This is a genomic window from Aeribacillus sp. FSL K6-1305 (assembly GCF_038050115.1).
Taxonomy (GTDB): Bacteria; Bacillota; Bacilli; order Bacillales; family Aeribacillaceae; genus Aeribacillus; species Aeribacillus composti.
This window is the reverse complement of sequence record NZ_JBBOQV010000002.1, coordinates 479,991-495,177: the sequence shown is the minus strand read 5'-3', so window position 1 is coordinate 495,177 and position 15,187 is coordinate 479,991. Positions and strand designations below refer to the sequence as shown.

The 15,187-nt window shown below is 40.4% G+C and carries 13 protein-coding genes; 11 read left to right on the top strand and 2 right to left on the bottom strand.

Annotated features, from left to right (window positions below; all coding sequences use genetic code 11):
• Positions 1-194: 194 nt before the first annotated feature.
• The 4 genes from speE (at position 195) to argS (ending at position 4,267) form a co-directional block, all read left to right on the top strand.
• Positions 195-1,025 (top strand): polyamine aminopropyltransferase, encoded by an 831-nt coding sequence (speE, locus tag NST97_RS12155; protein ID WP_082829608.1) that lies wholly within the window; start codon positions 195-197, stop codon positions 1,023-1,025.
• A gap of 93 nt (positions 1,026-1,118) precedes the next feature.
• On the top strand, positions 1,119-2,000 hold the full coding sequence (gene speB / locus NST97_RS12150) for an agmatinase (RefSeq protein ID WP_063389049.1): 882 nt from the start codon (positions 1,119-1,121) through the stop codon (positions 1,998-2,000).
• Positions 2,001-2,164: 164 nt separating this feature from the next.
• Complete coding sequence (locus tag NST97_RS12145; protein ID WP_063389048.1) at positions 2,165-2,590, top strand: DUF1934 domain-containing protein; 426 nt, start codon at positions 2,165-2,167, stop codon at positions 2,588-2,590.
• Positions 2,591-4,267 carry an arginine--tRNA ligase gene (gene argS, locus NST97_RS12140; protein ID WP_341343298.1) on the top strand — a complete coding sequence of 559 codons (1,677 nt, stop codon included), beginning with the start codon at positions 2,591-2,593 and terminating at the stop codon, positions 4,265-4,267.
• A 518-nt stretch (positions 4,268-4,785) separates the two neighbouring features.
• Here argS and NST97_RS12135 read toward each other — a convergent pair.
• Complete coding sequence (locus NST97_RS12135; RefSeq protein ID WP_341343297.1) at positions 4,786-5,310, bottom strand: RNA polymerase sigma factor; 525 nt, start codon at positions 5,308-5,310, stop codon at positions 4,786-4,788.
• Positions 5,311-5,535: 225 nt separating this feature from the next.
• Here NST97_RS12135 and NST97_RS12130 point away from each other — a divergent pair, with 225 nt between their 5' ends.
• From NST97_RS12130 to NST97_RS12120, 3 genes are all read left to right on the top strand, one after another.
• Positions 5,536-7,653, top strand: a complete 2,118-nt coding sequence (locus NST97_RS12130; RefSeq protein WP_130156424.1) for a (Fe-S)-binding protein — start codon at positions 5,536-5,538, stop codon at positions 7,651-7,653.
• Between the two features lie 291 nt (positions 7,654-7,944).
• Positions 7,945-8,499, top strand: coding sequence for a DNA-directed RNA polymerase subunit delta (gene rpoE, locus NST97_RS12125; RefSeq protein ID WP_339198023.1), 555 nt, complete (start codon positions 7,945-7,947; stop codon positions 8,497-8,499).
• A 203-nt stretch (positions 8,500-8,702) separates the two neighbouring features.
• Positions 8,703-10,307: a CTP synthase gene (locus NST97_RS12120; protein WP_063389043.1), complete on the top strand. Its 1,605-nt coding sequence runs from the start codon at positions 8,703-8,705 to the stop codon at positions 10,305-10,307.
• Positions 10,308-10,749: 442 nt separating this feature from the next.
• Here NST97_RS12120 and NST97_RS12115 read toward each other — a convergent pair whose 3' ends face one another.
• Positions 10,750-11,268: a DUF2529 domain-containing protein gene (locus NST97_RS12115; protein WP_341343296.1), complete on the bottom strand. Its 519-nt coding sequence runs from the start codon at positions 11,266-11,268 to the stop codon at positions 10,750-10,752.
• A 178-nt stretch (positions 11,269-11,446) separates the two neighbouring features.
• Here NST97_RS12115 and NST97_RS12110 point away from each other — a divergent pair, with 178 nt between their 5' ends.
• From NST97_RS12110 to NST97_RS12095, 4 genes are all read left to right on the top strand, one after another.
• A complete protein-coding gene (locus NST97_RS12110) occupies positions 11,447-11,818 on the top strand; it encodes a response regulator (RefSeq protein ID WP_063389041.1) in 372 nt (123 codons plus the stop codon).
• A gap of 177 nt (positions 11,819-11,995) precedes the next feature.
• Positions 11,996-12,856 carry a class II fructose-bisphosphate aldolase gene (locus NST97_RS12105; RefSeq protein ID WP_063389040.1) on the top strand — a complete coding sequence of 287 codons (861 nt, stop codon included), beginning with the start codon at positions 11,996-11,998 and terminating at the stop codon, positions 12,854-12,856.
• A gap of 113 nt (positions 12,857-12,969) precedes the next feature.
• Positions 12,970-13,611 carry a fructose-6-phosphate aldolase gene (gene fsa / locus NST97_RS12100; RefSeq protein ID WP_066251329.1) on the top strand — a complete coding sequence of 214 codons (642 nt, stop codon included), beginning with the start codon at positions 12,970-12,972 and terminating at the stop codon, positions 13,609-13,611.
• A gap of 285 nt (positions 13,612-13,896) precedes the next feature.
• A complete protein-coding gene (locus tag NST97_RS12095) occupies positions 13,897-15,186 on the top strand; it encodes a UDP-N-acetylglucosamine 1-carboxyvinyltransferase (RefSeq protein ID WP_063389038.1) in 1,290 nt (429 codons plus the stop codon).
• Position 15,187 lies beyond the last annotated feature (1 nt).

Below are 15,187 nucleotides of genomic sequence, written 5' to 3'. Positions count from 1 at the left end.
CATCACCTCTTAAGCCCGTTCGTTTTGTTATTCAGTATGAGGTGATTCGCCAGTTTTTAAACTTCCACCTATGAAAAATGAAATTTATTCTTTGCAATTTTGATAGATTCCACTATACTTTTTTTGAGGTTTACGTGTTGTCTGTTCAAATTAGGGAAAGATATTGGAAAAACATATGAAAGGAAGATTAAATTTTGGGAGGACTTTGGTATACAGAAAAACAGACAGAACATTTCGGGATTACGATGAAAATTAAACGCACTTTACATACAGAACAGACCGAATTCCAAAAATTGGAGGTAGTGGAGACAGAAGAATTCGGCAACATGCTTTTCTTGGATGGAATGGTAATGACATCGCAAAAAGACGAATTTGTCTACCATGAAATGATGGCCCATGTACCGTTGTTTACTCATCCGAAGCCAGAATATGTGCTAGTTGTCGGAGGAGGAGACGGAGGCGTTATCCGTGAAGTGCTGAAGCATCCAAGTGTAAAAAAAGTAACACTTGCAGAAATTGACGGCAAAGTGATCGAGTATTCAAAAAAATACTTGCCGGAAATTGCCGGAAAACTAGATGATCCACGCGTTGAAGTGAAAGTTGGCGACGGCTTTATGCACATTGCACAAAGCGAAAATCAATATGACTGCATTATGGTTGATTCAACCGAGCCTGTCGGTCCTGCGGTCAACCTCTTTACAAAAGGGTTTTATGCAGGAATATCCAAAGCTTTGAAGGAGGACGGCGTTTTTGTCGCGCAAACGGATAATCCTTGGTTTAAGGCAGATTTGATAAAAAATGTCTATCATGATGTGAAAGAGATTTTCCCGATTACAAGGCTATATACTGCAAACATCCCGACATATCCTAGCGGGCTGTGGACATTCACGATCGGATCGAAGAAATATGATCCAATTGAGGTAAGTGACGATCGTTTCTTTGACTTGGATTCTAAATATTACACGAAAGAAATTCATAAAGCTGCATTCGCTTTACCGAAGTTTGTTTCCGAAATAATTAAATAGCCTTTAGGAAAACTGAACAAAAAGCGAATAGCATGATACAGTTTAAGCAAGAGGGATCAGCCTCTTGCTTTTTCAGACAGGAGGGTGATGTCCATGCGATTTGATGAAGCTTATTCAGGAAATGTTTTTATTAGAAGCCATCCAAGCTTTGAGGAAAGTGAAGCAGTCATTTATGGAATGCCGATGGATTGGACAGTCAGCTACCGGCCAGGCTCCCGTTTCGGTCCGGCCCGCATTCGGGAGGTTTCCATCGGATTGGAAGAATACAGTCCTTATTTAGATCGTGAGCTTGGGGACGTAAAATATTTTGATGCAGGCGATATTCCTCTTCCGTTTGGAAATGCAAAGCGGAGCATTGAGTTGATTGAAGAGTTTGTGGACAAAATTTTAAAAGCGGATAAATTTCCTCTCGGAATTGGAGGAGAGCACCTTGTAACATGGCCTGTCATTAAAGCGATGCATAAAAAATATCCAAATTTAGCGGTCATTCATATCGATGCGCATACAGATTTGCGCGAGCATTATGAAGGCGAGCCTCTGTCTCATGCCACTCCGATCCGGAAAGCAAGCGATTTGATTGGCCCGGAAAATATTTTTTCATTCGGCATCCGATCTGGGATGAAGGAGGAATTTGAATGGGCGAAAGAGGCTGGACTTTACATTGCCAAATTTGAAGTGCTCGAGCCGCTCAAAAAGATTCTTCCGAAACTTTCACAAAGACCTGTATATGTTACGATTGACATCGATGTGCTGGATCCTGCTCACGCGCCGGGAACCGGAACAGTCGATGCTGGCGGCATTACATCAAAAGAGCTGCTTGCTTCTATACATGAAATTGCCCGTTCTGATGTGAAAGTTGTCGGCGCTGATTTAGTTGAAGTCGCACCTGTATATGACCATTCAGAACAAACAGCGAATACAGCGAGCAAATTGATTCGAGAAATGTTATTAGGCTGGGTGGCAAAAAGAAAGTAAAGTCATTTTTCTGCCATAGTGCTTCTGCTATGGCTTTTTATTATTCAAAAGCTGAACAGCTTGGATCGAGCGTCAAGCGGCAGGCAGGCCAATATAAAGCTTTTAACAGCAAATGATTTCCACTAAAATATAGAATAAATCCCTAAAAAGGATGATATAAAGACATGCGCGTACCTGTTCAAATTTATGTTCAAAACAAGATTTTTCAAAATCAAACAGAAGAAGAGCGGATTGAATTTTATACAACCGGGGAATTTTTCAAAAAGCAGCACACTTTTTATTTGGTTTATGATGAGATTCAAGATGATGAAACCGTTAAGACGTTAATCAAAATCAGCGAAAAGGAAACGACTCTCATACGTTCCGGAGGCATTCGCTTAAGACAGCGCTTCAAGCAGGGACAAAAAACGTATGCCAATTATGAAACACCGTACGGGACGCTGAAGCTCGCAGCGGAGACAAAATCGCTTATCTGGCATACAGATGAAGAAAAACATGGTACACTTAGCATAGAATATTTGCTCGAAATAAATGGAGATACCCCTCGTTTACACAGTTTAAGCATTCAATTTAAGAAGGAGGAGCATTGAATGAACATTGTAGATGAAGTAAAGGAGCAGCTGAAACAAGAAATAAAAAATGCTGTATTGAAAGCAAACATCGCAGAAGAGGAGCAAATTCCGGAAGTTATTTTAGAGGTGCCGAAAGAAAAAGCACACGGCGATTACTCAACAAACATGGCCATGCAGCTTGCTCGCATAGCTAAAAAAGCGCCTCGGGCGATTGCAGAGGAAATTGTTCAACATTTTGATCGAGCGAAAGCATCCATTGAAAAAATTGATATTGCTGGTCCGGGCTTTATTAATTTTTTCATGAATAATGAATATTTAACTAAGTTGATTCCAGCCATTATTCAAGCGGGTGACAAATACGGCGAATCAAATGTTGGGGAAGGTAAAAAAATCCAAGTGGAGTTCGTTTCTGCAAACCCGACGGGAGATCTTCACTTGGGGCATGCGCGCGGAGCAGCATTCGGCGACTCTCTTTGCAACATTTTAGAAAAAGCGGGGTATGATGTAACCCGGGAATATTATATTAATGATGCTGGAAATCAGATTCACAATTTAGCTCTGTCCGTAGAGGCAAGATATTTAGAAGCGCTTGGAAAAGAAGCGGAAATGCCTGAAGACGGATACTATGGACAAGATATTATTGAAATCGGAAAAAAAATTGCTGATGAATATGGCGACAGTCTGCTTGAAAAAAGCGAAGAAGAACGGCTGCAATTTTTCCGTGACCTCGGTCTGAAATATGAGCTTGAGAAAATTAGAAAAGACCTCGAAGAATTTCGCGTTTCCTTCGATGTTTGGTATTCTGAGACATCCCTATACAAAAGCGGCAAAATTGATGAGGCGCTCGACATGCTTCGGAAAAACGGCCACATTTATGAACAAGACGGGGCAACATGGTTCCGCTCTACTGCATTTGGCGATGATAAAGATAGAGTGTTGATTAAGAAGGATGGGTCTTATACGTATTTAACACCAGATATTGCTTATCATAAAGATAAATTGGATCGCGGCTTTGATAAGCTGATAAACATTTGGGGCGCGGATCATCATGGCTATATACCGAGAATGAAAGCAGCCATTCAGGCGCTGGGGTATGATCAAAATGTTCTTGAAGTGGAAATTATGCAAATGGTCAGCCTCTTTAAAAACGGCGAAAAAGTGAAAATGTCAAAACGTACTGGCAAGGCTGTCACGATGAGAGAATTGATCGAAGAAGTCGGCTTGGATGCCGTTCGTTACTTTTTTGCTATGAGAAGCGGCGACTCGCATATGGATTTTGACTTGGATTTGGCTGTATCGGAATCAAATGAAAATCCTGTCTATTACGCACAATACGCTCATGCGCGTGTATGCAGCATTCTCCGCCAAGGAAACGAGCAAGGCCTGTCTTACAATGCAAACGAAAGCGATCTTTTGAATGAAATTCAATCTGAGAAAGAAATAGAGCTGTTAAAAAAGCTTGGTGAATTCCCTGGCGTTGTCGCTGAAGCCGCAGAGAAAAGAATTCCGCATCGGATTACGAATTACATTTTTGAGCTGGCATCTGTGCTACACAGCTTCTACAATGCAGAAAAAGTGCTTGATGCAAGCAATGAAATGAAATCTAAGGCGCGGCTTGCTCTTATGAAAGCAACGCAAATCACGCTGAAAAATGCCCTTACCTTAATTGGCGTTTCCGCTCCTGAAAAAATGTAACGAATTTAGATGTGGGAAATGATTCGAGTAAAAGGGAAATAGGAATGCTTTCCGATTTCAACCTAATCGCATCTCTTTTTCTAGGATGTTAAAACGAAGAGAGCAGAAAAAGCCTTTTTTCAACAAGTTATTGTGTGAAAAAGGGCTTTTTGCTTTTTTGTTTGCATATATTTGAAGGAGACATGCTATTTATTTTCCGACAGCTGTGCTGTTTGTTGAGTTATAACCTCTTTTGTATTTTGTTTATGATAGGGAAGAGCTTATTCATTTTTTGCTGTATTAAACAGGATCCATCATACTGCTTTTTGAAATGAGGCTGAACCAGCTGAGACTATGGAAAAGCAGACAATGAAAAAAGCGAAAAACAAAAAACGCGATCCAAAAGTAAATTGCAGGCTCTATTGCTAGGTCAAGAGAGTTTTCCACAGCGATGTGAACGCTGTTTGAGTTGTTCAGCAAACGCCCGGCAGTCGTTGCAGAGATTATTGGTCGCTTAGTTATATTGAAAACTAACATCCTCATAAATCATTTTGAAAAACCCCGTTCTTTTGCAGAAATGTCATTAACTGTTTTCGGCCGCGGAAAATTTTTGTTTTCACCGTATTTTTAGGCAAATTCATCTGCTGGGCAATTTCTGTATAGGATAATCCCTGCTGCCGCAATAGAATAATCTTTTTTGTATTAGGATCCATTTCGTTTAATGCATTTTGCACATATTCAATCATTTGTTTTAATAAGGCCTTGGATTCGGGATTCCATTCTGAGCAGTTGTGAAAAATTGCTTCTTGCTGCAGATGGTTTAGCAAATGATTGTTTCGTTGAATTTTTCGAAGATGGTCGGTGGCTGTATTTTTTGAGACAGTCGTAATCCAAGCGCTGATATTGGTAGGCATATCATTCGTTTGAAAATATATATATATTTTAATACAAACTTCTTGGACGATATCATCAACAAGAGATTCGTTTTTCACAGTCCTTTTGACAGTTTTTTTTATTTGATGATGGTGTTGTTTAATGAGCCCGACAATGTCAGTCGTATCCATTTTTCCGGCACTCCTCTAGCAAAATGAACAAATAAATTTTGGAATTTGTTCAATATTTTTTTAGAAATAAATAACTGTCATTATATACGAAACAAAGGAAAAATGGTTCCGATTTTCAACGATTTGGTGAATTGACTGAACGTTCATTCATTATATAATATAATTAAGAAACGTCCGAAATTTCAGTCAAATACAACAGGGGGATTTTATGAATGGGGGAGAATAATGAATACACTATTATGGATTAATTTTTTTGCGTTTTTGCTTGTAACCGTTTACGCGGTGTATTTGTTTATTTATTTAATTCAAACTAGAATTGCTTATATCAAACTTGGAAAAAAAGAAGAATTCGACGGGAAGGTAAAAGAACGTTTCGAACGGATTTGGGTCAATGTGTTCGGACAGAAAAAACTATTAAAAGACAAGAAAATGGGCTGGGTTCATGTTATTTTTTTCTACGGCTTTATTCTTGTCCAATTCGGTGCGATTGATTTCATTTTAAAAGGGCTGATTCCGGGGAGCCATTTGCCTTTCGGACCGTTATACCCGATTTTCACCTTTTTCCAAGAAATTGTTACCCTCCTTATTTTAGTAGCGGTAGTTGCTGCTTTTTACCGGCGATACATTGAAAAGCTTGTCCGTTTAAAACGAGGGTTTAAATCCGGACTTGTCCTTGTTTTTATCAGCGGATTAATGCTGTCTGTACTGCTTGGAAACGGTATGTACATGATTTGGAGGGGATATGAACGAAGCTTTAGTGAACCTGTTGCCTCATCGGCTGCTTTCCTGCTGGGCTTTGTCGGTGAAACAGGCGCCGCTGTTATTTTTTACGTTTTTTGGTGGGTGCACCTGCTCATTTTGCTCACATTTTTAGTGTATGTCCCTCAGTCTAAACATGCCCATTTAATTGCAGGACCTGCCAATGTTTTTTTAAGTCGTTTGTCAAATCCAGGGAAGTTGGAGAAAATTGATTTTGAAGACGAAACTCAAACATCATATGGAGTCGGAAAAATTGAAGATTTCCGGCAAACGCAGCTTCTCGATTTGTACGCCTGTGTTGAATGCGGACGGTGTACAAATATGTGTCCGGCGACTGGTACTGGAAAAATGCTTTCGCCGATGGATTTAATCATAAAGCTTCGGGATCATTTAACAAATAAAGGGGCTGCCATCACTTCCAAGTCCCCTTGGGTGCCTGCCTTTGCATTTCAAAATACGATGGGAAATCAGCTGGCTCTTCAGTCGCTGCAAAAGGGAACAGGTGAAGCGGCGGCGGCTCTTGACTACAATCCAAGCCTCATCGGAGAGGTCATTTCAGAGGAAGAAATATGGGCATGTACGACGTGCCGGAATTGTGAAGACCAATGTCCAGTAATGAACGAACATGTCGATAAAATCATTGACCTGCGCCGCTACCTTGTATTAACAGAAGGAAAAATGAATCCGGATGCGCAGCGGGCGATGCAAAACATTGAGCGGCAAGGAAATCCGTGGGGCCTAAACCGCAAAGATAAGGAAAATTGGCGCAAATCACGAGAAGATGTCTACGTGCCAACGGTGAAGGAATTGAAAAAGCAAGGCGAGGAGTTTGAATATTTATTCTGGGTCGGTTCCATGGGATCATTTGATAATCGCAGCCAAAAAATCGCTTTATCGTTTGCTAAACTTTTGAACGAAGCAGGTGTGAAATTTGCTATATTAGGAAATAAAGAGAAAAATTCAGGTGACACACCGAGGCGCCTCGGCAATGAGTTTTTATTTCAAGAGCTTGCTGCAAGCAACATAGCCGAATTTGAAAAATATAATGTGAAGAAAATTGTTACAATCGACCCGCATGCTTACAACATATTTAAAAATGAATATCCGGATTTCGGTTTTGAAGCCGAAGTATACCATCATACAGAACTTTTAGCAAAACTGTTGAAAGAAAAGAAGCTCGTTCCGAAATATGAAGTGAATGAAACGATTACTTTCCACGATTCTTGTTATCTTGGAAGATACAACGAAATTTATGATCCACCCCGTGAAATTTTGGCATCCATTCCAGGTGTAAAAGTTGTTGAAATGGAACGGAATCGGGAAACGGGCATGTGCTGTGGAGCCGGCGGCGGTCTTATGTGGATGGAGGAAGACACGGGAGTGCGCATCAATGTTGCGCGCACCGAACAAGCATTAGCTGTCAATCCAAGCGTGATCAGCTCCGGATGTCCATATTGTCTAACAATGCTGACAGATGGAACGAAAGCAAAAGAGGTTGAAAATAAAGTGAAAACGTACGATGTAGCGGAGCTGCTGGAAAAAGCTGTTTTTGGCGAATCGAAGGAGCAAGAGCTCATTTCATAAAGATATGATTAGATAGAAAGCAATTTTAAAAGGCGCCACAAGGGCGCCTTAAGATTTTAAAAAATAGAAAGATAGACAATGGAATTTGACGAAAAAATTTAAAATCAAGACACAATACGGTAGCATAAAGTTGTAAAATTTGTTTATAATGAATGGTATGCAAACGTATCATATGGTACATCACTGAAAGGGCGGCATTCATCATTCGGAATTATATCATGCTTTATTCTATTTTCGTTGCCCTTTCATTTAATAAAGATAGATGAAAGACGAGAAAGGGAGTGCCTGACCTTGAGCTTAACGCAATACTCGCAGGAGCAGCTGAAAGAAATGTCGATGGTGGATATCGCTTACCTTATTCTTTCCGAAAAAAAGCAAGCTATACCGTTTGAAGAATTAATGAAAGAAGTTAGCAGTTTATTAGGGCTTTCGGAGGAAGAAGCGACCGAACGCATTGCACAGTTTTATACGGATTTAAATATAGATGGAAAATTTATTTGCATTGGGGAAAATAGCTGGGGCATTAAGAGCTGGTATCCGCTCGATCAAATTGAAGAAGAAACCCAGCCGACGGTTAAAACGAAGAAGAAAAAAGCGAAGATTGCATACGATGAAGAAGATCTTGACGATTATGAAGACTTGGTTGAAGACGATCTTGACTATGACGATCTTGACGATTATGTGGATGAAGAAGAGCTTGATCTTGATGAAGAAGACGATGATTTTGAGGACGAAGAAGATGATGAAAGCTTTGATGATGAACTAATTGACGATGATTACGATGTAGAAGATGACAAGTTGGATGCTGATTTCGATCTCGATGAGGAAGAATTGGACGAACAATAATGTACTAAATTTAAGGGTTGACTTTCATAGTTTTCCTCGCTAATATTTTAATTGGGCTTTAAAAGTACGGAAAACAAATTACAATATGAAAGCTCCCTTTCCGAAAAGGAAGGGAGCTTTCATATTTTTTTGTTGATGCCTTCTGACGATTTATTTTGTGCAAATTAACAAAAGGATAGATTGCAACTGGAGGGAATTTTTGCATGACCAAGTATATTTTTGTAACCGGTGGCGTTGTTTCATCTTTAGGGAAAGGAATTACTGCCGCATCTCTTGGCAGACTTCTAAAAAACCGCGGGTTGAATGTGACGATTCAAAAATTCGATCCATATATCAATGTTGATCCGGGAACAATGAGTCCGTATCAGCACGGCGAAGTGTTCGTGACGGATGACGGCGCTGAGACTGACCTCGATTTAGGCCATTACGAGCGCTTTATTGATATTAATTTAAATAAGTACAGCAATGTCACAACAGGAAAAATTTATTCGGCCGTCATTAAAAAAGAACGGAGAGGCGATTATTTAGGCGGAACCGTTCAAGTCATCCCCCATATTACGAATGAAATTAAAGACCGCGTTTTTCGCGCTGGCAGAGAAACAAATGCTGATGTCGTTATTACCGAAATCGGCGGTACCGTCGGAGATATTGAATCATTGCCGTTTTTGGAAGCAATCCGCCAAATGAAAAATGAAGCAGGCCGCAAAAACGTCATGTACATTCATTGTACTCTTGTGCCATATATTAAAGCAGCAGGAGAAATGAAAACAAAGCCGACACAGCATAGTGTGAAAGAATTGCGCTCATTGGGAATACAGCCAAATGTGATTGTAGTGCGCACAGAAATGCCGATTTCCCAAGAGATGAAAGATAAAATTGCTTTGTTCTGCGACATTGAACCGAAAGCTGTCATTGAATGCCGTGATGCCGATATTCTTTACAGCGTCCCTTTAGCATTGCAAGAACAAAACCTTGATCAAATTGTTTGCGATTATTTGGATCTTCAATGCGGACAAGCTGATATGACGGAATGGATCGAGCTTGTCAATAAAGTCCGCAATTTATCAAAAACAGTTAAAATCGCCTTAGTCGGCAAATATGTCGAGCTTCAGGACGCCTATATTTCCGTTGTGGAAGCTTTGAAGCATGCCGGATATTATTATGATGCCGATGTGGAAATTGATTGGATCAATGCGGAGCATGTTACGAAGGAGAATGTAGCAGACTTGCTTCAGGGAGCTGAAGGTATATTAGTTCCTGGCGGATTTGGAGACAGGGGAGTGGAAGGGAAAATAATCGCGACTCAATACGCCCGCGAACAAAAAATTCCTTTCCTTGGCATCTGTCTTGGCATGCAGGTAGCTTCGATCGAGTTTGCCCGCAACGTTCTAGGATTAAAAGGTGCGAATTCATCTGAAATTGATCCAAACACTCCATATCCGATTATTGACTTGCTTCCGGAGCAAAAAGAAGTAGAGGATTTAGGAGGAACGCTCCGTCTTGGTTTATATCCTTGCAAATTGAAAGAAGGAACAAAGGCTTATGAAGCCTACAACGATGAAGTAATTTATGAACGTCATCGCCATCGGTACGAATTTAACAATGAGTTCCGTCAGCAAATGGAAGAGGCCGGATTTGTATTCTCCGGAACAAGTCCAGATGGACGGTTAGTAGAAATCATTGAATTACAAGACCACCCTTGGTTTGTTGCGTCCCAATTCCATCCGGAGTTTACATCACGGCCAACTAGACCGCAGCCTCTTTTCCGGGAGTTCATTCACGCTTCTCTAAACAAGAAAAATCAATAAGAAATGAAAGAAAAGGTTGTCTGAACGATTGGTTAGACAGCCTTTTTTTTGCTCGTAATACAAATTTTTTTATTTCGATAATAGCAAAAAATCGCCTCTTTCACTGTTTTCCAAAAGCAGCGGCTTTGTTTTTCATTTTGAAGAAAGAATCGGCCGGGAAATCGACGCTGTTCTAAATTTAAAAACCATCCCTATAAACGGCGTCGCATTTTTCATAAAATTTTATTAGAGTATCGAAAAAAACTTATACGCGATTTTTCATAAAAACGCATTGTAAATCATGAAACAGGTCATCAGCCTCTCTGCACTACAAAATGTATTGATAAAGGTCTAAAGTCTGTACAAGAGAGGACTAAATTTGAAATCAATAGGTTTCTATGCTAATTCATATAAAAAGAAATTGGCGATTTGCCAATTTCTTCGCATTTCTTGCATGTAAAGTTTATTCTTCATATTCCTCCAATATTTCTTTCACAGTCAAAAATAAGCAGTAGTAAACATATAATGAAGTCATGAGCACAGGGAAGCCGATTCGTTCATTATGTTCAGTGGGAATAATGGGTTTTGTTAATTTGGAATCTACATGTATATCGACAAATTGCTGTAAGCTTTTTTCGCCGTTAACAGCTGCGGAAACCCCAACGGTTGGAATCCCTTTTTCGGCCAATTGCTGCGCAGTATCAATCGCATCAAGATCAGTCGAAAACGGAGTGAAAAGGAGAACGCGGTCTGCTGCGGTTACGTTATCCACACTAGGCAAAGGCTTGCATGCCGGAAAGGATTCTCCTTTTTCAACTTGGGCATAGATTCCTTCAAGAATTCCCCATCCTTTAACATAAATGGCGCCTTCTCCGATTGCAGCTTGCGCCAGAAGACGTGCGGCATCTTCTATTTGGCTGTTTTCTTTCTCTTGAATTCTTTGGAAAAACCCTGTTAATTGTGTCGTAAAAATTTTTAACATTCAATCATCAGCCACCTTTATACAAAGTTCTCTGCTTATATAATAAGAAAAAGCGGCGAAGAATCAAAATATGAATAATTTGTGAATCGGTTGGCAGGAAATTGTAATTTAATCGAGAATACATAACTAAATAAAATTTTAAAAAGTATTGCATTTGTTTAAGTTAAGAGGTGTAAAAATGGATGGGAAAATTTTAATTGTCGACGATCAATACGGAATTCGGATTTTGCTGAATGAAGTGTTCAATAAAGAGGGTTATCAAACTTTTCAAGCTGCTAACGGTTTTCAGGCATTAGAAATAGCCGAAAACCATTCCCCTGATCTCGTTTTATTAGACATGAAAATTCCAGGGATGGACGGGATAGAAATTTTAAAAAGGCTAAAAAAGGTTAACCCTGATATACGAGTCATTATCATGACCGCGTATGGAGAATTGGATATGATTCAGGAAGCGAAAGATTTAGGGGCATTAACACACTTCGCCAAGCCGTTTGACATTGACGAGCTGCGGGATACAGTGAGAAAATATTTGCCTTCCCGAGCGAAATAAAGTGTATAATCCATGAATTTATCGGGATAAAGTTGCCGAAATCCTCATAAGTTGGTATTCTATTTAGTAAGAAAAGATGATTGGCATCATACATACATTTTTCTTGCTCAGGTCATGCTAGATTTGAGCTTTTCCCTAATCGCAACATAGGCTACTTAATTTAAGGAGGATTTTTCGATGCCCTTAGTTTCAATGACTGAAATGTTAAATCGTGCAAAAGAAAACGGCTATGCTGTAGGACAGTTTAATTTAAACAATCTCGAGTTCACACAAGCAATTCTGCAAGCAGCAGAAGAAGAAAAATCACCGGTTATTTTAGGCGTTTCTGAAGGCGCTGGTCGCTATATGGGCGGTTTTAAAACGGTTGTGAACATGGTAAAAGGTTTGATGGAAGATTATAAAATTACCGTTCCAGTTGCCATCCATTTAGATCACGGCTCAAGCTTTGAATCATGTGCAAAAGCTATTCATGCCGGCTTTACTTCTGTTATGATCGATGCCTCTCATCATCCTTTTGAAGAGAATGTCGCTTTAACTTCCAAAGTAGTGGAGCTTGCTCATCTACATGGTGTTTCTGTTGAAGCGGAATTAGGTGTTGTCGGCGGACAGGAAGATGACGTAGTAGGAGAAGGAATTATTTACGCTGATCCAAATGAATGTGAAGAGCTTGTAAAACGGACAGGTATTGATTGCCTAGCTCCTGCATTGGGATCTGTTCACGGTCCGTATAAAGGAGAGCCGAACCTAGGCTTTAAAGAAATGGAGGAAATCAGCAACCGGACTGGCGTTCCATTAGTACTGCACGGGGGAACAGGAATTCCGACAAAGGATATTCAAAGAGCAATTTCTTTAGGAACTGCGAAAATTAACGTTAATACAGAAAACCAAATAGCATCTGCTAAACGCGTACGCGAAGTTTTGGCAGAAAATCCGGATATGTATGATCCGCGCAAATATTTAGGTCCTGCCCGGGAAGCCATTAAAGAAACAGTTAAAGGCAAAATGCGCGAATTCGGTTCATCCGGAAAAGCAGAATAAATAGATAAGGTTTCATATTTCTTTATGCAATTAACGGCCGCCTTTCTTTTATGAAGTATGGCGGTTTCGTTTCTTGTTTTTGCGAAAGCGATCACATAAGGGAGGTACCAGGCATGTTATTTTTTATTGATACAGCAAATATCGAAGAAATTAAGGAAGCTCAATCACTAGGCGTTTTGTCAGGAGTAACAACCAATCCTAGCTTGGTTGCAAAAGAAAAAGGCGTAACGTTTGAAGAAAGATTGAAAGAAATTACATCCATTGTTTCCGGATCTGTCAGCGCGGAAGTCATCTCAACTAAAGCGGAAGAAATGATTAAGGAAGGTCAAGAATTAGCTAAAATTGCACCAAATATTACGATAAAAGTTCCTATGACCCCTGATGGTCTAAAAGCAGTCAAAAAATTCTCAGAATTAGGAATTCATACAAACGTGACGCTTATTTTTAACGCCAATCAAGCGCTACTAGCTGCAAGAGCAGGTGCTACATATGTTTCTCCTTTTTTAGGTCGGTTAGATGACATCGGTCATAATGGATTGAATCTCATTTCAGAAATCTCCCAAATATTTGATATTCATGGCATTGATACGAAAATTATTGCTGCTTCCATCCGTCATCCGCAGCATGTAACTGAGGCAGCATTGCGCGGAGCTCATATTGCCACGATTCCTTATAAAGTGTTGATGCAGCTGTTCAAACATCCGCTGACTGATCAAGGTATTGAGAAATTTTTAGCAGACTGGAACAATCGATAAATGATAAAACGGGGGATTTCCCCCGTTTGAAAAATCTTTTGCCGCAGAATCCGGTCTTTTGACTTGCTGTAACGCCTGAAGGAGTAGAATCTGCTCGTTTTTCTGATGAACGTTTTGTCATGCCCTATCTATTTGTGTACAATAAAATTGCCGCCTTTTCGTATGTATTTTTCAACAAATGGTAATCAATGTGTAAAGAGGGCTTTTCATCATGACAGTTTGTTAAAGAAAATCTGGATCCCGTTTTCTTTAGCAAACTGTTAGGTCACAAGAAGGGAGACTGCTATGGAAAAGTTAAAAGTTGCAGGCGGGCAGAAGTTGAAAGGTACGGTGAAGGTAAGCGGCGCCAAAAATAGCGCAGTAGCATTGATTCCAGCAACAATTTTAGCAAGCTCATCCGTTACGATTGAAGGGCTTCCGGATATATCTGATGTACATATTTTGGGCGATTTATTGGAGGAAATAGGGGGCAAAGTTTCGTTTCATCAAAACGATATTACAGTCGATCCGACAAGCATGCTTTCAATGCCGCTTCCAAACGGAAAAGTGAAAAAGCTGAGAGCCTCTTATTATTTAATGGGAGCGATGCTTGGCCGGTTTAAAAAAGCGGTGATCGGGCTTCCCGGCGGCTGTCATTTAGGCCCGAGACCAATCGACCAGCACATAAAAGGGTTTGAAGCTTTAGGTGCTTCTGTAACAAATGAGCATGGTGCCATTTATTTGCGTGCGGATGAGCTTAGAGGAGCTCGGATTTTTCTTGATGTTGTAAGCGTGGGTGCCACCATAAACATCATGCTTGCAGCGGTCTTGGCAAAAGGGCGGACAATTATTGAAAATGCTGCAAAAGAACCTGAAATTATTGATGTTGCAACTTTATTATCCAGCATGGGTGCAAAAATAAAAGGGGCCGGAACGGACGTCATCCGGATCGATGGGGTTGAAAAGCTGCATGGCTGCCGCCATTCGATTATTCCGGATCGAATTGAAGCAGGGACGTATATGATTATCGGTGCCGGCATTGCAGAAGAGCTCATCGTTGACAATGTCATACCTCTTCATCTCGAATCCCTTATTGCGAAGCTTCGGGAAATGGGGGTCCATGTAGAAACGAGCGATGATCAAGTTTATATCGCCCGTCGAAATAAAGAATTAAAGCCTGTCGATATAAAAACTCTCGTTTACCCGGGATTTCCAACCGATTTGCAGCAGCCTATGACAACGCTTTTGACACAGGCGAACGGAACGAGCATGGTGACGGATACCATTTACTCTTCAAGATTCAAGCATATTGATGAATTAAGAAGGATGGGTGCTCAAATCAAAGTGGAGGGTCGGTCTGCGATCATAACAGGTCCGTCAACTCTTCAAGGTGCAAAAGTAAAAGCGAGCGATCTTCGGGCAGGGGCATCGCTTGTAGCAGCGGGTTTAATGGCCGATGGAATAACAGAGGTAACCGGCATCGACCATATTGATCGCGGATACAGCCATTTGGAAGAAAAACTTGCCGGGATTGGCGCCAAAATATGGAGGGAGAAATTAACTGACCAAGAAATTCAGCAATTGCAAAATTCATAAG